The following is a 20,517-nucleotide window of genomic DNA, read 5'->3' on the forward strand; positions in this document are numbered from 1 at the left end:
GCGGCCTCGTTCCCTCAGCGCCCCGGCATCAACGGCGACACCGGCGCCACCGTCGGCGGCCGCTGCGGATACACCGAGGTGCCGAAGGTGTTGCCCATGCGGGTGCTGGTGGCCGCGCGGTTGAACAGGCCGAGCTGGTTCGAGGGCCGGTTGACGATCGCTTCCGAGGCCAGTTGGGGCGTGCCGTCGGTGTCGCGCGGCGCCGACGCGGGCGGGCGCATCTTCTGCGTCAGGCAGTCGTAGGAGGGCGCGCGCTCGCCGTTCACCGTCACCTCCATGCAGGGATTGGCCGGGGCGGCTTCCTGCGCCATGGCGCCCAGGCTGCCGAGGGCGGCCAGCATCGCGATCCATCCACAGGCTGCGCGCATCGAAGTCTCCGATCCCTGGAAGAAAAAAACGCGCCAGTGTAGGCCGGAAACAAGTCGCGGCGATGTCGCGAACTCGGGAGTGCGGCACCTGTCATGGGTCGGTCATGTCAGCCGAATAGCCTCAGGCCGCGAACATCGAGCCAGGCCGCGAGGCGGACGGTCGCGCCCCCACTTTCTCCCCGCAGCACTTCCTTGCCTTCCTTCTCCGCCTCATGACACGTGCTTCCGCCTCGGGCAGTGCCCTGTCGCTGTCCTGGTGCCTCGTCGTGCTGCTGATGATGGGCGCGCGCTTCGCCCACGCGCAACTGCCCGGTCCGCGCGAGGGGGCCGGCGCGCTGAACTTCGACATGCAGGCGCAGCCGCTGCAGGATGCGCTGGCCGAATTCGCGCGCATCACCGGCCATTCGGTGCTGGTCAGCAGCAGCCTGGCGGAGGGCCGCACGGCCTCGTCGGTGCAGGGCCGGCTCGCGCCGCGCGATGCGCTGCGGCAGTTGCTGGTGGGGTCCGGCCTGGTGGCGCGCTATGTCGGCGAACAGTCGTTCACGCTGGTGCCCGAATCGGTGGCCGAGGCGAGCGCTCCCGTGGCCTCGCGCGACGAGGGCAGCGGCCGCAGCGACGAAGCCGTCGCCGACCTGCGCGACTACGCGGCCGCCTTGCAATCCTCGATCACACGCGTGCTGTGCATCGCGCAGCCCGATGCCTTCGGCCGCTACCGGCTCGGCGTGCAGCTGTGGATCGACGCCGACGGGGCGGTGCGCGACATCCGGGTGCTCGAAGGCAGCGGCCAGCGGGAGCGCGATGCGCGCGTGCTGCGCAGCCTGCGCGACCTGGCCCTGGACGCGCCGCCGCCCGCGCTGCCGCAGCCGCTCACGATCCTGCTGACCCCGCGCACCGACCCGGCGCGCGATTGCCGGCCCCATCGGTCGCGCGCGGGCTGAGGGAGCGGCGATGCCCGACCGCTTCAAGGCCGCACTGCGGACGCTGTTCCTCGCGCGCTACGCCCAGTTCAGGAAGCACCTGCACATGCGGCTGGGCTCGGAGGACCTGGCCAACGACGCGCTGCAGGAAGCCTACCTGCGGGTGGAGAACAGCACGGTGCGCAGCGAGGTGCGCTATCCCTCGGCCTACCTGTTCCGCATCGCGCTCAACGTGGCCGAGGACCAGCGCAAGAGCAATGCGCGGCTGCTGAGCGTGGGCGAGGTCGAGGCGCTCTACGACATGGCCGACGAGATGGCCGACCCGGCGCGCGGCGCCGAGGCGCGCGACCAGCTCGCGGCGCTCGAGCGCGCGCTGGCCGAGCTGCCGCGCCGGCGCAAGGCGATCGTGCTGGCCGCGCGCGTGGACGAGATGCCGCACAAGGACATCGCGACGCGCTACGGCGTCTCGGTGCGCACGGTCGAGAAGGAATTGCGCGCCGGCCTCGAGCATTGCTGCGAGCGCTTGGGCCGGGATTTCATCCAGCGCTTCGGTCCTGGCGCCGGAAAACAGTCGAAGCAAGATGAAGGCTGAAAACGATGAAGCCGCGCCCTTCGACGAACCCGGAGATCCCGACGCGATGAAGACCCTGCAACGCGAAGCCCAGGCCTGGGCGGTGCGTCTGGCCTCGGGCCAGGCGAACGAGGACGACGCGCGCGCCTTCAAGGCCTGGTGCGCGCGCAGCCGCGCGCATGCGCAGGCCTTCGCGCAGGCGCGCGAGGTCTGGCGCGCGATGGCGCCGGCCGGCCTGCAACTGCGCCGGCAGGAAGAACGCGCGGCGCGCCACCGGCTGCCGATGCCGGGCCGCCGCGCCTGGCTCGGCGGCGCGGTGGCGGCCTCGGTCGCCTACCTCGCGGTGTCGCCGCCGCTCGGGCTCTGGTCGCCGGTGACGGACTGGAACGCCGACTACAGCACCGCGACCGGCGAGCAGCGCGAGGTGCACGTGGCCGGCGGCGTGGTGCTGCAACTGAACACGCGCACGCGCGTGAACCTGCGCCGCGCGGCGGGCGATGGCGGCGGGGGCGACAGCGTCGAACTCGTGGCCGGCGAGGCCGAGTTCGCCAACGAGGCCTCGGGCTCGGCGCGCTTCACCGTCACGGCCGCGGGCGGCACGGTGTCGGCGCAGCGCGCGCGCTTCAATATCCGCAACCTCGACGGCGAGGTCTGCCTGACCTGCCTGTCGGGCCAGGTCGAGGTGGCGCGCGGCACGCAGCGCGTGCGGCTCGACGAAGGGCGGCAGTTGCGCTGGAGCGCGGCCGGCCTGGGCGCGGTCGCGGCGGTCGATACCGGCGCGGTCAGCGCCTGGCGGCGGCGCCAGCTGGTGTTCGACCGGGTGCCGCTGTCGGAGGTGGTGGCCGAGGTCAACCGCTACCGCCATGGCCGGCTGGTGATCACCAACGCGGCGCTGGGGCGCACCAGGGTGCAGGCCAGCTTCTCGATCGACCGGCTCGACGACGTGGCCTTCCTGGTGCGCGACGTCTATGGCGCCGAGCTCACGCAACTGCCGGGCGGCATCGTGCTGCTGGGCCTGGCCAGCGCCTGAGCGCCGGGGTGGCGCGGGCCGTTCGTGAAGTTTTCGTGACATGGTGCAGTCGCGCCGTGGCTTCGCTGTCATAGCTCGGTAGACCACGAGGCCGCGGGCCTCGCGGCATCGATCGAGCAACGCAACACGAACCCATGGAAGTCCGCATGCAACGCAGCAGCACGGTGACCCGGCGCAACGAGAGCAGCCCCTTTTCCTTCACTCCCCAGACCCGGCTGCGGCCGCTGGTGCATGCCATCGCGCTGATGCTGGCCGCGGGCGCCACGGTGCCCGCCGCGCATGCGCAGCGCGCCTTCAGCGCCGGCTGGATGGCGCAGAAGAACATGGCGCAGAGCACCGCGCTGGCCACCGGCCGGCTGCCCAACGGCATGCCGGCCTCGGCGCTGGTGAGCCCGCAGGCGCAGCAGCAGCGCGCGGGCGAGCAGCTGCAGCGCTCGATCGGCAACCTGAACCTCGCGGCGCGCGGCATCGCGGCGCAACAGGCGGCGCAGGAAGCGGCGCGGCGCACGGCCATCGCCAGCGGCCAGGGCGTGCCCGACGGCCTGGCCGAAGGCGGGCTGCGCGTGGACACGGCCAGCCTCACGGCCGGCTGGGCCAATGCCAATGCGCCGGTGGAATCGCACAGCGGTGGCCAGACGCAGGTGACCATCGCGCAGACCGCGCCGCAGGCGATCCTCAACTGGGAGACCTTCAACGTCGGGCGCAACACCACGCTGAAGTTCGAGCAGCAGCCGAGCTGGGCCGTGCTCAACCGGGTCAACGATCCGCAGGCGCGTCCCTCGCAGATCCAGGGCCGGATCCAGGCCGACGGCACGGTGATGGTGGTCAACCGCAACGGCATCGTGTTCAGCGGCAACAGCCAGGTCGACACGCGCAACCTGGTGGCCTCGGCCGTCGGCATGAGCGATGCGCAGTTCAGGAAGGGGCTCTACAGCGAGGCCCAGGGCACGAAGTTCATCCCGAGCCTGGCCAACGACCTGCAGACCACGGCCAACAGCTTCAGCCATGGCGCGGCCACGGGCGACGTGGTGGTCGAGGCCGGCGCGCGCATCGCGACGCGCCGCCCCGAGACGGTGACCGAGGCCGGCGGCTACGTGCTGCTGGCCGGCCGCGAGGCGCACAACCACGGCCAGATCAGCACGCCCAACGGCCAGGTCATGCTGGCCGCGGGCGATGCCTTCGTGATCCGCAAGGGCCTGGGCACCGACGAGAACCAGGCCTCGACCACGCGCGGCAACACCATCACGCCGCTGCGCCTCGAAGGCAGCGCCGCCGGGCTGGTGCGCAACACCGGGCTGCTGCAGGCGGAGCAGGGCGACATCACGCTCACGGGCCGCGACGTGCGCCAGCAGGGCGTGGCGGTGTCGACCACCTCGGTCCACACGCGCGGCACGGTGCACCTGCTCAACGACACGGCCGATGCCGCGGGCAAGGTGACGCTCGAGGCCGGCAGCGTGACCGCGATCCTGCTCGACGAGAGCGCGACCACCGCGCTCGACGTGCAGCGCAACGCGATGATCAAGGACTCGGACAAGGCCGGCGACGGCGTGGCGCACCGGCGCGACCAGTCGCTGGTGCGCATCGCCAGCGGCGGCGAGGTCGAGTTCCTCGGCGATTCGCTCACGCTGGCCACCGGCGGCCAGGTGCTGGTCGACGCCGCCAGGCGCAGCAGCGTGCGCGAGGGCGCGCGCATCGACGTGGCGGGCGCGGTCGGCGTGCGCGTGGCGATGGAGGCCAACAACGTCGAGATCAACGTGCAGGGCAACGAGCAGCGCGACGCGCCGCGCAACCGCGACGGCCGCGCGCTGTTCAACAACAACATCTGGCTCGACCGGCGCTACCTGGTGCGCGTGCCCGCGGGCACCAACGGCTACGAGACCGACCGCTGGTACACGGCCGGCGGCCTGCTCGAGGTCGGCGGCTACCTCGGCATCGCGGGCCATGGCATCGGCGAATGGTCGGCGCAGGGCGGCACGGTGCAGTTCGGCGGCGGCGAGCTGCGCACGGACAAGGGCTCGAGCATCAACCTCGCGGGCGGCACGCTCGACGTGCAGACCGGCAAGATCCGCCAGACCTGGCTCAAGGGCTCGGACGGCCGGCTCTACGAAGCCTCGCGCGCGCCCGGCGACCTGCTCTATACCGGCCTCTACAAGGGCTTCGAGTCGGAGCACAAGCGCTGGGGCGTGACCGACGCCTTCTACAACCCGCTGATCGGCGCCAAGGAACGGCTCGAGAACGGCTACACGGTGGGCCGCGACGCGGGCCGCCTGGTGGTGGCCACGGCCAAGGCGACGCTCGAGGGCGACATCGACACCAGCACCTTCCAGGGCCAGGGCCAGACGCAGGCGCGCGACAAGTCCTTCGACGGCTACCGCCAGGCGCAGACCGCGGTGGCGCTGCGTGGGCAGCTGATCGTCGGCAAGCAGACGCCGATCTACGACAAGGCGACCGAGGGCCTGCGCTACATGGAGGACGCGGTGGCGCAGCGCATCGCCATCGGCGGCGCGGCCGAGGAGGGGCTGGACCTCCACCTCGACGCCGGCTGGCTCGACGCGCTCGAACTCGGCGCGCTGCGCCTGCATGCCACCGACACCATCGCGGTGCGCGAGGCGGTGCGCGTGGCACCGGGCGGCGACATCGCGCTGCATGCCACGCAGGTGCAGGTCGACGCGGGACTCGAAGCGCGCGGCGGCAGCATCGCGCTGGGCAACGTGTTCCAGAAGTGGAGCGCCAGCCTCGGCTGGGTCGACCGCCTCGCGGCGCCGCTCAAGCCCGAGCTCGCGGCCGGCGTGAAGATTGCCGACGGCGTGCTGCTCGATGCGCGCGGCCTGTGGTCCAACCTCGCGCTCGACCGCGCGGGCACCGCGGGCGTGCCCTTCGTGGCGGGCGGCAGCATCCGCGTGCAGTCCAGCGGCGACGTGGTGCTGTCGCAGGGCGCGGTGCTCGATACCTCGGCCGGCGCCATCTACCGCGCCGACCACAGCGTGCAGGGCGGCCGCGGCGGCGACATCGCGCTGGCGGCCAATGCCTACCAGGCCGGCACCGCGGGCCAGCCGGTCGGCGAACTGGTGCTCGGCGGCGCGCTGCGCAGCCAGGGCATGAAGGGCGGCGGCACGCTGCGGCTGCAGTCGGGCGGCGCGGTGGTGATCGGCGGCGAGATCGCGGGCGGCCGCGGCGTGCTGGCCGCGGGCGAGGTCGCGCCGATCGACCTGATCGCGAGCGAGGGCTTCGTGGTGAAGGCCGGCGCCACGCTGCCGGCCGACTTCAGCTACATGCGCACGCGCGCCCAGCCCGGCGAGGCACTGGGCGCCGGGCCGCTGGTGGACCGCGCGCGGCCCGAGACCTACCTGACGCTGGCCGCGAGCTGGACCCCACCCAAGCCCATCGGCAACAACGACAGCTACGTGCTGCAGACAGCGGCCGGCCAGTCCTACTCGATCTATTCGTGGAGCCAGGTGCCGACGCTGCCGGCCGGCACGGTGATCATCGGCCTCGCGAACCAGTCCGGCAGCGGCTTCCCGAGCCGCTACGTGGTGTCGCCCGAGGTGTTCCCGCAGGGCATGGGCATCCAGCCGACCGCGGCCATGCTCCCGGCCGGCACCGCGGCGCCGCGCGACCTCGAGTTCGCGGCCGGCACGCGCATCGCCGTGGGCGCGCGCTTCGACCGCGACGTGGCGGTCGGCCGCGTGCTGCATCTCGATGGCGAGCTGCTGCGCACGGGCTTCTCGCGCTACGAACTCATCGGCCACCAGGGCCTCGCGGTCGCGCCGGGCGCCGCGCTGCGCGTGGAGATGCCGGTGCAGCGCGCCGACACCACCGCCGCGCGCAGCCTGCCCACGGGCGCCGACACCGCCGGCGTGTTCCAGACCTGGCTGCCGCCCGAGTACACCGAGAACGCGGCCAAGGGCCTGCTGACGCAGCGCCAGGGCGCCGACCTGCAGCTCACGGCCGGCTGGGGCTACGGCTCGCTGGCCCCGCTGGACGTGGGCCGCGACGCGCGGGTGCAGGTCGATGCCGGCCGCGCCATCACGCTCGTCGGCAACGGGCAGCTCACCATCGACGGCACGCTGCGCGCGGCGGGCGGGCGCATCGAGCTGCAGACCTTCGGCTACGGCTCCGACGGCGCCTCGTCCAAGGGCCATGACCGCTCGATCTGGCTCGACGACCACGCGGTGCTCGACGTGTCGGGCGAGGCCCGCATCGCGACCGACCTGCGCGGCCGGCGCTACGGCCTGGTCGGCGATGGCGGCAGCATCCAGATCGGCGGGCGCTACAACGCCAGCGCCACCAGCACGGTGGGCGCCGACAACTTCATCGTGGTGCGCCCCGGCGCGCGGCTCGAGGCCTCGGGCACCAGCGCGACGCTGGATCTGCCGCTGGCCGGCGCCACGGCGGTCGCCTCCGACGGCGGCCTGATCTACCTGAGCAGCTTCAACGGCCTGTTCATCGACGGCACGCTGCACGCCGCGTCGGGTGGCGCGGGCGCGGCCGGCGGCACGCTGGGGCTGACGCTGGAGGCGCCGGCCTATCCCGAGGCCAACGCGCCCGACGCGCGCGTGCGTTCGCTGCGCGAGATCAAGGTGGGTGCGCAGCAGGGCCCCGACTCGCTGCGCGCCGACCTGCGCCCGGGCCAGGCCGATCCCGCGCTCGCCTACGGCCGGGCGCGCATCGGCGTCGACCGCATCGAGGCCGGCGGCTTCGACAGCCTCTCGCTGCTGGTCAACGGCGTGATCAGCTTCGAGGACGGCGTGAACCTGCGGCTCGGCCAGGCCCTGCGCATGACCTCGGGCAGCTTCAGCCTCGCGCAGGGCTCGGGCGACGGCTCGCAGGTGCTGCTGGCGGCGCCCTACGTGCGCCTCGGGGGCAACACCGGCCTGGGCCGCGACAGGTACATCCTGCCGATCCCGGTCAATCCGCGCGTGCCGCGGCTGGCTGCCGGCTCGGGCCTGCGCATCGAGTCCTCGGTGCTCGACGTGATCGAGACCGTGGCCTTCGGCACCGCGGGCGCCCAGCCCGAGCTCGAGGGCAACGTGCAGGTCGAGCGCGACGGCTTCGAGCGCCTCGAACTGCGCAGCCAGGGCGACCTGCGGCTGCAGGCCTCGCTGGTGCGCGACCGCACCTCGCTCGAGACCGCGGGCGACCTGGTGCTCGCGGCCAGCCAGATCTATCCGGCCACCGGCGCGCGCGCCGAGATCCGTGCCGGCAAGAGGGGCGAGTTCGACACCTGGGGCAACTACAAGAACCTCTACGACACGGCGCGCAGCCTGCGCGTGGAGCGCATCGGCGAGGGCGAACCCGCCGTGCCGTACTCGGCCTTCGGCTCCCTGCTGCTGATGTCGGCCAACGTCGACCAGGGCGGCGTGGTGCGCGCGCCGCTGGGCAGCGTGACGCTGGGCCGTCCCGAGGGCCAGGCCGAGGACCTCGCCTCCACGGTGCTGCTGCGCGCCGGCAGCATCACCTCGACCAGCGGCGCCGGCCTGGCCATGCCCTACGGCGGCACCAAGGACGGCCTGACCTATGTCCACAACGGCCTCGACGCCGGCTACGTGGGGATCGGCGGCTCGGCGTCGGCCTTCGGCGGCGTCACGCTGCTCGGCGAGCGCATCGACGTGCAGGGCGGGGCGCTCATCGACCTGTCGGGCGGCGGCACGCTGACCGGCGCGGCCTTCCTCTCGGGCCGCGGCGGCTCCACCGACGCGCGGCTCAACCCGCTGGTGCAAAGCGGCACCGGCCGCGCGGCCTTCGTGCTGCCGGGCCTCGCGACCAACCCGGTCTACGCCATCGTGCCGGGCGCGCAGCCCGGTGCCGCGCCGATCGCGCCCGAGAAGGGCGCGGGCGACCCGATGGTCGGGCGCCAGGTCACCATCGGCGCGGGCGTGCCGGGCCTGCCGCCGGGCACCTACACGCTGCTGCCCTCGACCTACGCGCTGCTGCCGGGCGCCTTCCGCGTCGAGCTCAACGGGCTGGCGAGCGGCCAGGCGGCCTTCGGCGCCACGCAGGCGATGCGCAACGGCTCCTTCAGCACCGCGGGCCGGGTCAGTGTCGCCAACACCGGCATCCTCGACGCGCTGACCACGCAGCTGGTGGTGACGCCGGCCGACCTGCTGCGCACCTATTCCCAGTACAACGAGACCAGCTATGCCCAGTTCGGCCTCGACTGGGCCGCGCGCGACGGCGTGCCGCGCCCGCGCCTGGAGCGCGACGCGGGCCGGCTGACGCTGACCCCGGGCATCAAGCCGATGGAGGACCGCGGCATCCGCATCGCCGAAGGCACGGTGCGGCACGCGGCCGCGCCGGGCGGCTTCGGCAGCGAGCTGGTGGTGAGCGGCAGCACGCGCATGTTCGAGATCGTCGCCGCGGGCAAGGGGCCCACCGAGGGTTTCACCGGCGTCACGCTCGACGCCGGCATGCTCAACGGCATCGGCGCGGGCACCATGGCGATCGGCGGTGCGCCGCAGTCGCGCTTCGAGTCGGAGCGCAACACCCAGTCCTCGTACCTCGCCGGCTTCGGCACGGCCTACCAGGCCGCCAGCGGCATCGTGCTGCGCGAAGGCGCCGTGCTGTCGGCGCCGCAGGTGTTCCTGGTCGCGGGCCAGCGCGACGGCGGCATCGTGCTCGAGCAGGGCGCGGCCATCGACACGCTGCGCCGCGGCCCGGTCTCCTGGGACTCGAAGGCCGGCTACGTCTTCAAGCCCGGCGATGTGTCGGTGCTCGCGGTCTCCAACGGCTGGCTCGACATGCTGGCCCCGAGCCTGAGCACCGACACCCGCTACGGCCAGGGGCCGATCCGCATCGGCGTGTGCGGCGGCAGCGTGCGCTGCGGCGGCACCACCACCCTCTATGCCGAGGGCACGATCACGGCCGCGACCGACCGCGCCTTCGAGCTCGGCGACTCGGTGCGCTACGGCGCGCGCAACCTGGTGCTGGCCGTGGGCGGCATCAACGTCGGCAGCGCCGAGGCGCTGGAGCGCGCCCGCGCGGGCGGTGCGCTGCCCGCGGGCATGACGCTCAACCAGCAGGTGCTCGACCGCCTGCTGCGCGGCGACACCAGCACCGGCGCACCGGCGCTCGAGAACCTGGTGCTGACCGCGCGCGACTCGGTCAACTTCTACGAATCGGTGCGGCTGTCGACGCTGTCCTCGGCCAACGGCCAGCCCTCGCTGGCGCAACTGGTACTGACCACGCCGGCCATCTACGGCCATGGCGGCACCGGCGACGTGGCGCGCATCGAGACCGACACGCTGGTGTGGAACGGCTCGGCCTCGCCGGCCGGCGGCGTGATGAGCGGCGGCGCCGGCACCGGCAGCGGCCGGCTCGAGGTGGATGCGCGCGAGATCGTGTTCGGCTACGCGGCCCAGACCCAGCCGAAGTCGGTGATCTCGCACGACCGCCTGACCCTGGGCTTCGGCACGGTGGCGCTGAACGCCAGCGAACGCATCACGGCCAACCACCGCGGCAGCCTCGGCGTCTACCAGTCGCAGGGGGCCTGGAACGACAGCACCAAGGCCTTCGACCGCAGCGGCGGCGAGCTGCTGATCACCACGCCGCTGATGACCGGCAAGGCCGGCTCGGTCAACGACATCCGCGCGGGCGGCCGCATCGCGGTGACGGCGCCCGAGGGCGCGGTGGCACCGGCGGTCGGCGCGGTGGCGCCCGAGGCGCTGGGCGCCGAACTGCGGCTCGACGCGGGCGGCCAGCTGAGCTTCGACACCGCGGTGCGTCTGCCCAGCGGCAAGCTGAGCCTGGTCGCGCAGGGTGATCTGCTGCTGGGCGAGCGTTCGATGCTCGACCTCGCGGGCCGGCGCGTCGATTTCTTCGACGTCAGCAAGTACGGCTGGGGCGGCGACTTGGTGCTCGAAAGCCGCGGCGGCAACATCGCGCAGGCGGCGGGCGCGCGCATCGACCTGTCGGCGCGCAACAACCGCGCGGGCCGCCTCGATGCATTGGCGCTCGATGCCGGCGCGGGCACGATCGACCTGCGCGGCGCCATCGCGGCCGGCAGCAGCGGCGCCTACGACGCGGGCGGCACGCTGGTGCCCTACGCAGCGGGCGACATCGAGCTGCGCGCGCAGACCATCGCCGACTTCCAGGGCCTCAACGCGCGCCTCAACGAGGGCGGCGCCTTCGGCGTGCGCAGCTTCCAGCTCAAGCGCGGCGACCTGGTGGTCGGCGACGAGCTCAAGGCGCGCGAGATCAACCTCTCGGTCGACGGCGGCCGGCTCACGGTCGCGGGCCGCATCGACGCCAGCGGCGAGCAGGCCGGCAGCATCCGGCTGGCCGCGCGCGACGGCGTGTCGCTCGCGGGCACGGCGGTGCTCGATGCCAGCGCCAGCGTGCTGCGGCGCGACAGCTACGGCCAGGCGATCGACGCGCCCAACCGCGCGGTCATCGAGCTCGATGCCGGCAGCGGCACGCTCTCGATCGCCAGCGGCGCGCGCATGGACCTGCGCGTGGCCGGCGCCGCGAAGGACTACGGCACGGTGGCGCTCAACGCGCCGCGCCGCGGCGCCGACGACGTCGCCATCGAGGCCGCGGGCAGCATCGTGATCCAGGGCGCGAAGTCGGTCGCGGTCAATGCCTTCGTCACCGACAAGAGCGCCACGAAGGGCACGGACACGAGCGTCGACGGCCGTACCTACCAGGTCATCGACCAGGCCTACCTCGACCGCCTGCACGGCCAGAGCGAGACCTTCATCGAGGCCGCGCTGCGCAACGGCGCGCTGATGAACGGCCGCCTCGCGGGCCTGCGCGCGCAGGGCGAGCGCTTCCACCTGCGCCCCGGCGTGCAGATCGTGACCGACGCCGTGATCAACCCCGACGGCGACCTGCACGTGGACGGCGACATCGACCTCTCGGGCCACCGCTACGCGAGCGTGAACCCGCGCACGCAGAAGACCCTGGCCTACGGCTCGGGCGAACCGGGCGCGCTGGTGATCCGCGCGCCGGGCAACCTCGAGGTCTTCGGCAGCATCAACGACGGCTTCGACGGCTCGCGCCTGGTGCGCGGCGCCACGCCCGACGACAAGGGCTGGATCCTGCCGAGCGGCCGGATTCCCTTCGGCGGCGACCTCGTGATCCCGCACGGCGGCCTGGTCACGCTCGACACCGGCACCGGCTTCGAGCAGGGCCGCACGCTCAACTTCGACCTGCCGGCCGCCGCCGTGACGCTGCCCTCGGGCACGCAACTGCCGGGGGCGATGGTGCTCGACCAGCCGCTGACCGTGCCCGCGGGCCTGGTGCTCGGCGCGGACGTGCGCGACGCCGCGGGCAAGCTGCTGCACGCGGCTGGCTCGGTGCTGGGCGAGCCCGTGACGCTGCCGGCCGGCACGCGCCTGGCCGCGGGCTTCCGCCTGCCGGCCGAGGTGCGCATGGCCGCGGGCATCTGGCCCGCGGGCGTGCCGCTGCCGGTGGGCATGTCGCTGTCGCGCCCGCTCGCGCTGGCCAAGGGCGCGGTGGTGCCCTCGGAAACCCAGGTCAAGCTGCCGGGCGGCGTCGAGATGATCAACCTGCGGCCCGCCGATGCCGATGGCAACCAGGGCCGCACCTGGGCGCTGGCGCCGATGCTGCCCGCGGGCTCGCTGTCGTGGGACCTGCGCCTCGTGGCCGGCGCCGACCTCGGCGCGGCCGACACCCGCCTCGCGCAGCCGCACGCCACGGGCCGGCTGCAGCTGGCCGACACCCATTTCGGCCTCGGCGCGAAGGTCAGCGACGTGCCGGGCACGGGCTCGCCGGCCACCTACTTCTGGGGACCGGACGCGGGCGAGAAGCTGGTGATCGACTTCTTCGGCGAGTACGTGCTGAGCTTCCCGATCGTTCCGGGCACGCCGATGACGCCCGAGCAGGTCGACGAGCTGCGCATGTGGGGCATGGTCGTCAACGACCCCGCCGAAATGAACGACTACGGCTACGGCGAATACGCCACCGTCGACAAGCCGGCCGTGCCGCCGGACCGCGTCGCGGCCTACCACCCGGCGCGCGAGCAGCTGTTCAGCGTGCTGCGCACCGGCACCGGCGACCTCGACCTGGTGTCGGGCGGCGACCTCACGCTGCGCTCGCCCTACGGCGTCTACACGGCCGGCACCGCCACCGCGCCTGGCGTGGGCGGCGCGGCCGACCGGCTCTACGACCAGGCCCGCGGCCTGCTCAAGGACGGCTCGATCCTGTTCCCCATCGAAGGCAAGCCCTACGAGCACCTGATCGACGGCGGTGCGCGCAGCCTCTACGCGGCCTGGTATCCGGAGCAGGGCGGCAACCTGCTGCTGCGCGCCGGTGGCGACCTGCGCGGCGACCTGGTCGGCAGCGGCGGCAGCCCGCGCCAGGGCTTCGAGCTGTCCGAGATGCGCGGCCAGATCGGCTCGACCGCCACCGGCACCTGGCTCTGGCGCCAGGGCAGCGGCAGCGTCGCGACCGGCGCCGACGCGCGGCCCGCGGCCTGGTGGATCAACTTCGGCACCTACGTGGTGGGCGCGAACGGCGAGTACTACCCGTACGGGGGCAACAGCTACACCAACGACCCCTACCTCGTGGGCTTCACCGGCTTCGGCACGCTGGGCGGCGGCAACCTGGTGGTGGAGGCCGGGCGCGACGCCGGCATGATCGGCCCGCGCGGCGAGGTCTACTTCAACGACGGTCCGCTGCGCAGCTACACCACCCGGGTGCCGCGCAGCGAAGGCCTGCACCTGGCCGTGGCCAGCACCGGCCGCATGACGCCCGGCGGCGAGCTCGTGCTCACGGGCGGCGGCGACCTCGACCTGCGCATCGGCGGCACCCTGAACCCGAACGCGACGCTGCGCAGGAACGAGCACGACCTCAACAGCACGCTGGTCAACCTGCGCGGCGCGCTGCGCGTGCAGGCCGGCGCCATCGGTGGCATCGACGTGGGCGTGGGCACGCGCGACCAGCTCGACTCGCGCGGCGGCGATCCCTACAGCGCCGGCCGTGCCGGTGCCAGCGGCGGACCGGTGCTGGTGCTCGGCGACTCGGCGGCGCGGCTGGACGCGCGCGGCGACCTGGTGCTCGGCGGCGTGGCCGACGCGGGCCGCACCAAGCTGCTCAACGCCACGCCGTTCGGCTACCAGGGCAAGGAATACACGGGCCAGGGCTACAGCTGGTTCTCGTTGTGGACCCCGGCCACCGGCGTGGACCTGTTCAGCGCCGGCGGCAACCTCACGCCGACCACCGCCTGGGGCGAGGGCGCCGTGGCCGAGGACGTGGTGAACGCGCGCCGCGACACCAACCTCGGCGCGACCTACCAGGGCCATTTCTATCCGTCGATCCTGCGCGCGGTCGCGGCCAGCGGCAGCCTCTACTACGGCGTGGGCACCGCGAACCTGCTGGCCAACAACGGCGCGGCCTTCACGCGCACCGAGTTCGGCCTCACGCTCTCGCCGGCGCCGCAGGGCGAGCAGTACACCAACGTCACCGGCAAGGGCGTGCTCGAACTGCTGGCGCGCGACTCGATCCAGGCCAGCGGCTATGCGATCACCGCGTCGACCGCCGACCCGGCGGCGCTCACCAGCCCGTTCCGTCCGGGCTTCATGGGACTGATCGCCTACACCGGCGGCGGCCCCTACGGCCTGAGTCCGACGCTGGTGCACAACCTGCATCCGTCGGTGGTCAACGAGCGGACCGACTGGCTCGCGAACTCCAGCGGCCGCTATGCGAACGCACCGCTGTTCACCTTCGCGAGCCAGGCCACCTCGGCCTATGCCGCGACAGGCCAGGAGCCGGCGCGCTACTACGCGGTGGAAGGCGACATCGTCGGCTTGCGCTTCGGCCAGATGGCGAGCCTGGGCCACCTGGGCCGCGAAGGCACGCGCTACGACGGCTCGATCCCGGTGGCGGTGCGCGCGGGCCGCGACATCACCGACTCGGGCACGCGCCTGGGCCAGAAGGACACCATCGGCGAGGGCCGCGGCAACCTGATCTCGCACGGCCTGGCCGACGACATCTCGGTGGTCGAGGCCGGCCGCGACATCCGCCACAGCAGCTTCTACGTCACCGGCCCGGGCCTGCTCGAGGTGACGGCCGGGCGCGATCTCTACTTCGCCGACCGCGGCGAGGTCAAGACACTGGGCGCGGTGGTCGACGTGAAGCCCGGCGACCGCAGCAGCGGCGCCAGCGTGGCGGTGTCGGCCGGCATGGGCGCGGGCGCCGACTGGCAGGCCTTCGCGAAGCGCTACCTCGATCCGGCCAACCTGGCCGATCCGGGCCAGCCGCTGGCCGACCAGCCGGGCAAGGCCGTGGCGGTCTACAACGGCGCGCTGTCGCTCGCGCAGTGGCTCGTGCGCGAATTCGGCTACGACGGCGACGAGGCCGGCGCCCCGGCCTTCCTGGCGCGCAAGCAGGTGGAGCTCGACCGCGAGCGCCAGCAGGCGCTCTCGCGCGGCGACAGCGCGGCCAACCGCTCGCTGGCGCGCGAGTACAAGGTCGAGAGCCGGCTGCACCTGGTCAACTGGCTCACGGAGCGCTTCGGCGGGGCCAACCGCCTCGGCCTGCACTTCGACGCCGCCACCATGGATGCGCGTGCCTTCTTCGCGGCGCTGCCGGCCGAGCAGCAGCGCGCCTTCCTGCGCAACGTCTATTACGCCGAGCTCAAGGCCTCGGGGCGCGAATACAACGAGGAGGGCGGCAAGCGCCGCGGCAGCTACCTGCGCGGCCGCGAGGCCATCGCCACCCTGCTGCCCGACACCGATGCCGAAGGCCGCCCGCGCAGCTACGAGGGCGACCTCACGCTGTTCAGCAGCGCGATCTACATCGACGGCTACGTGGTCAGCAACGGCGTCGGCAAGGACCGTCCCACGCCGGGCAAGACCTACATCACCAAGGCCGAGTGGGAGGCGTTGGGCAGCCCGGGCTACGACGTGAACTTCTACGACGTGCTCGACGCCGGCATCCACACCCAGTTCGGCGGCGACGTGCACGTGATGACGCCGGGCGGACGCACGCTGGTGGGCGTGGACGGCGGCTTCGTGCCGGGGCCGGGCTCGGGCGTGATGACGCAGGGGGAGGGCGACGTCAACATCTACGCCCACGGCAGCATCCTGATGGGCCAGAGCCGCATCTTCACCACCTTCGGCGGCAACATCCTGGGCTGGTCGGCCGAGGGCGACATCAACGCCGGGCGCGGTGCCAAGACCACGGTGGTCTACACGCCGCAGCGGCGCGTCTACGACGGCGTGGGCAACGTCACGCTGTCGCCCAACGCGCCGACCACCGGCGCGGGCATCGCCACGCTGAACCCGATCGCCGAGATCCCGCCGGGCGACATCGACCTGATCGCGCCGCTGGGCACCATCGACGCGGGCGAGGCCGGCATCCGCGTCTCGGGCAACGTCAACCTCGCGGCGCTGCACGTGGTGAATGCCGAGAACATCCAGGTGCAGGGCAAGTCCACCGGCATCCCGGTGGTGGCGGCGGTCAACGTCGGCGCGCTCTCGAATGCCAGCGCGGCGGCGGCGCAGGCCGGCATCGCGGCGCAGGACTCGCTGCAGCGCGAGCGCGCCGAGGCGAGGAAGGCCTTGCCCTCGGTCTTCACGGTGCGGGTGCTGGGCTTCGGCAACGAGGCGCCCGAAGGCGCGCCGGCCGGCAACGGCGGCGCGCGCGAGCGCGGCACCACCGGCGCCGCCTACGACCCCAAGGGCGTGGTGCAGGTGCTCGGCGCCGGCGCGCTGAGCACCGCGCAGATGCAGTCGCTGACGCCGGGCGAGCGCCGCAATCTGAAGCAGTAGCACGAAGGACCACGCGGCATCCGCCGCGTCATTCCAGGAAGGGCCTCCCGCGTGGAGGCCCTTCTTCTTATGTGCGGCGACGACCCGTGCAGGACCCGTCCGACTTTTCTTGATGAAGTTTTCGTGACAAACGACAGTCGCCGCGCTTGCCGGGCGTCTAGGAAACGTACGCAGCGGCGACATGAAGGCTCTCCACCATGGGCCGCTGCCGAGCGAGCTTCATCCTTGAGAACCGAGCTGGAAATGCATGACTTGAAGAAGAACGCCCCACCGATGTGCTGGAGAGCGGTGTGGCTGGCAGTGCTGGCGCTGAGTGCGCACGGCGTCGCGTCGGCGCAAGCCGCGGACACCGCGCCGGCGGCCGCCGCACCCGCCGACACCCAGGCCCCGAACCAGAACCCGCCCCCCGCGGCCGCGGCAGCTGCCGCGCCGGCCGCACCCGAACGAAAGGTCGACGTCACCGAATACATCGTGCGCGGCAACACCGCGCTGGACGCCCGCGCGATCGAGAAGGCGGTCACGCCCTTCCTCGGTCCCGAGCGCACCCTCAAGGACATCGAGGGCGCGCGCGACGCGCTGCTCGCCGCCTACCAGGCCGCCGGCTACCAGTCGGTCTACGTGGACCTGCCCGAACAGCAGGTCGCGCAGGGCGTGGTGTTCCTGCAGGTCAGCGAGACCCGCGTGGGCCGCGTGCGCGTGGTCGGCGCCGAGTACAACTCGCCGCTGGACGTGCGCGACCAGGTGCCCGCGCTGCAGGAGGGCACCGTGCCCGACTTCAACAAGGCCCAGTCGCAGCTCGCCGCGCTCAACCGCGGTCCGAAGCGGCAGGTGATGCCGCTGGTGCGCCAGGGCGCGATGCCCGGCACCATGGACGTGGACCTCAAGGTCGAGGACCAGAGCCCGTGGCGCGCCAGCGTCGGCCTGAACAACGACTACAGCGCCGACACGCGCAAGCTGCGCGCCTCGGCCTCGATCGGCCACGACAACCTGTGGCAGCTCGGGCACAGCGCCTCGATCAGCTTCTTCGGCGCGCCGCAGGACCTGAAGCAGACGCAGGTGGTGTCGGCCTCGTACCTGGCGCCGCTGCCGAACAGCAACTGGTCGCTCGAGGGCTCGGCCTTCTGGTCCGACAGCAACGTGGCCACCGTGGGCGGCACCGACGTGCTCGGCAAGGGCCACTCGCTCGGCATCAAGGCCACCTACACGGTGCCCAACGCCGGCAACTGGTGGCACTCGTTCAGCGCCGGCGTCGACCTCAAGAACAACCGCGAAGCGCTCACGCTCAAGAACAGCAGCGACGAGGTGCCGCTCAAGTACGCGCCGATCACGCTGTCGTACTCGGGCCTGCGCCAGACCGAGAAGAGCCAGTACGGCGTGGGCGTGTCGCTGGTGGTGGGCACGCGCAGCTTCTTCAGCTACGGCAGCGACCAGGCGCAGTTCGACTACAAGCGCTACAAGTCCTCGCCGAGCTTCATGGTGCTGAAGACCGACCTCAACGGCAGCTACACCTTCGAGGGCGGCTCGCAGCTCGCCTTCCGCGTCAACGGCCAGATGACCGACTCGCCGCTGGTGTCGAGCGAACAGATCGCCGGCGGCGGCATGAACTCGGTGCGCGGCTATCTCTCGGCCGAGGCCACCGGCGACTACGGCGTGGTGGGCTCGGTCGAATGGCGCACGCCGCCGCTGACCTGGCTCAACCCCTGGGTCGAGGGCTGGCGCGCCTATGCCTTCTTCGACGGCGCGCGCCTGCGCCTGAAGAACCCGCTGCCCGAACAGGCCGACCGCTTCGCGCTCGCCTCGGTGGGCCTGGGCACCACCTTCAAGGTCGGCCAGTACTTCTCGGGCCGCATCGATGTCGGTCGTCCGCTGAAGGACGGCCCGCGCACGAAGAAGGGCGACACGCAGGTCAATTTCAGCATCAACGCCAGCTACTGATCACCGAACCCGAATCCGAACGCGGCAACGCCACTTTCAAGAATTTTTTTCCACGAGCTTTCCGGAGAACCCCTGTCATGCGACGCTTTCTTTTCCTCGCGCTCACGCTGTTGAGCACGCTCCTGCCGGGCCTGGCCCATGCATGGTGGCAGCCCGAATGGGCCTATCGCAAGCCGATCACCGTGGACGGCGGCCCGCAGGCCGGCGCCATCGGCAGCGACGCCGGCCGCGTGCCGGTGCTGGTGCGCCTGCACACGGGCAACTTCAAGTTCGAAGGCGTGAGCGAGACCGGTGCCGACCTGCGCTTCGTGGCCGGCGACGACAAGACCGTGCTCAACCACCAGATCGAGCAGTTCGATCCGCTGCTGGGCATCGCGCTGGTCTGGGTCGACGTGCCCAACGTCTCGGCCGGCACGCCGCAGAAGCTCTGGATGTACTACGGCAACCCCAAGGCCCCGGCCTCGGGCAACGGCCAGCGCAGCTTCGATCCCGACTACACGCTGGTCTACCACTTCGCCGAAGGCGCGGTGCCGCCGCGTGACACGACCGCCTACGGCAACAACGGCCAGACCCCGACCGTGCCGGCCGAAGGCACGGTGATCGGCAAGGGCGCGCAGTTCGCCGGCGCGCCGCTGATGCTGCCCGCCACGCCCTCGCTGGCACTGGCCGCCGGTTCCAGCTTCACCTTCTCCGCCTGGGTGCGGCCCGACCAGCTCGGCGCGCGCCAGGTGATCTATGCGCGCCGCGACGGCGCGGGCGAACTGCTGGTCGGCATCGACCAGGGCGTGCCCTTCGTGCAGGTCAACGGCCAGCGCAGCACCCCGGCGCAGCCGGTGCAGGCCGGCCAGTGGTCGCACATCGCGGTCAAGGCCGAGGGCGACAGCGTCGCGCTGTACGTCGGCGGCCGCCCCGCGGTGTCGCTGGCCGCGCGCCTGCCGGCGCTGAACACGGCCGCCGCGCTCGGCGCCGACGTGGCCGCCACGCCGGTCGCCCCGGCCGCCGGCCAGAACGCTCCCGCACCCGCCGCCTGGGCGCCGTTCACCGGCGCGATCGACGAAGTGCGCCTGTCGAAGGTCGCTCGCGGCGATGCGCTGCTGCTGGCCGACGCCGTCTCGCAAGGCGCCGAATCGCGCCTCACGGCCTTCGGTGCCGACGAGCAGCAGGCCGGCAAGAGCCACTTCGGCTTCATCCTGGCCGCGATGCCGCTGGACGCCTGGATCGTCGTCGGCCTGCTGGGCCTGATGATGGTGCTGTCGTGGGCCATCATGATCGGCAAGGGTCGCAGCTACGGCGCCACCTCGCGCGCCAATGCCCGCTTCATCGAGCACTTCCGCGAAGCCGCCGGCGCCCCGCTGGACCGCCTCGCGATCAGCAACACCGTGTCGCAGGAAGTCCGCAACGACTCCTCGCTGTGGCGCCTCTACCAGGTGGCGATCGAAGAGATGCGCCGTCGCCACGAACGCGGCTATGACCTGAGCGCCGTGTCGAGCGCGACCATCGGCGCCATCCGCGCCGCCATGGACGGCGTGATGGTGCGCGAGACCGAACGCATGTCCAAGCGCATGAACTGGCTCTCGACCACCATCGAAGGCGCCCCCTACGTCGGCCTGTTCGGCACCGTGATCGGCATCATGCTGGTGTTCGTGGTGGCGGCGATGGCCGGTGCCGTGGACATCAACTCGGTGGCACCGGGCATGGCGGCCGCGCTGCTGTGTACCGCCGCCGGCCTGGGCGTCGCGATCCCCGCGCTGTTCGGCTACAACTGGCTGGCCTCGCGTTCGGACGCCATCGGCGCCGACATGGCGGTGTTCGTCGACGAGTTCGTGACGCGCCTGGCCGAAGAGCAGGGCGAGGGCAGGTCGGTGCCCGCGGCCGTCGCGGCCCAGGGCGGCGCGCGCCGCACGGCCGACGACAACGCGGCACGTGGCGGCTGGACCTCGCCGGCACAGGTTCCGGCCTGAGGCGA

The 20,517-nt window shown here is 72.6% G+C and carries 7 protein-coding genes; 6 read left to right on the forward strand and 1 reads right to left on the reverse strand.

The window, feature by feature from the left end:
* Positions 1-14 precede the first annotated feature (14 nt).
* Positions 15-368 (reverse strand): hypothetical protein, encoded by a 354-nt coding sequence (locus AC07RM_RS08310; protein WP_495334159.1) that lies wholly within the window; start codon positions 366-368, stop codon positions 15-17.
* A 212-nt stretch (positions 369-580) separates the two neighbouring features.
* Between AC07RM_RS08310 and AC07RM_RS08315 the strand changes: the two genes are divergently transcribed.
* The 6 genes from AC07RM_RS08315 to AC07RM_RS08340 all read left to right on the forward strand — a co-directional run bounded on the left by AC07RM_RS08315 (position 581) and on the right by AC07RM_RS08340 (position 20,512).
* Positions 581-1,306 carry a secretin and TonB N-terminal domain-containing protein gene (locus tag AC07RM_RS08315; protein ID WP_495334160.1) on the forward strand — a complete coding sequence of 242 codons (726 nt, stop codon included), beginning with the start codon at positions 581-583 and terminating at the stop codon, positions 1,304-1,306.
* Between the two features lie 10 nt (positions 1,307-1,316).
* Positions 1,317-1,877, forward strand: a complete 561-nt coding sequence (locus tag AC07RM_RS08320) for an RNA polymerase sigma factor (RefSeq protein WP_093341874.1) — start codon at positions 1,317-1,319, stop codon at positions 1,875-1,877.
* A 46-nt stretch (positions 1,878-1,923) separates the two neighbouring features.
* Positions 1,924-2,886 (forward strand): FecR family protein, encoded by a 963-nt coding sequence (locus AC07RM_RS08325; protein WP_398494225.1) that lies wholly within the window; start codon positions 1,924-1,926, stop codon positions 2,884-2,886.
* A 146-nt stretch (positions 2,887-3,032) separates the two neighbouring features.
* Positions 3,033-16,616 carry a filamentous hemagglutinin family protein gene (locus tag AC07RM_RS08330; protein ID WP_495334161.1) on the forward strand — a complete coding sequence of 4,528 codons (13,584 nt, stop codon included), beginning with the start codon at positions 3,033-3,035 and terminating at the stop codon, positions 16,614-16,616.
* A 243-nt stretch (positions 16,617-16,859) separates the two neighbouring features.
* Positions 16,860-18,551, forward strand: a complete 1,692-nt coding sequence (locus tag AC07RM_RS08335; protein ID WP_093341877.1) for a ShlB/FhaC/HecB family hemolysin secretion/activation protein — start codon at positions 16,860-16,862, stop codon at positions 18,549-18,551.
* 77 nt (positions 18,552-18,628) lie between these two features.
* Positions 18,629-20,512 carry a DUF2341 domain-containing protein gene (locus tag AC07RM_RS08340; RefSeq protein WP_093341878.1) on the forward strand — a complete coding sequence of 628 codons (1,884 nt, stop codon included), beginning with the start codon at positions 18,629-18,631 and terminating at the stop codon, positions 20,510-20,512.
* Positions 20,513-20,517 lie beyond the last annotated feature (5 nt).

The organism is Variovorax sp. GW821-FHT09B05 (assembly GCF_059418265.1).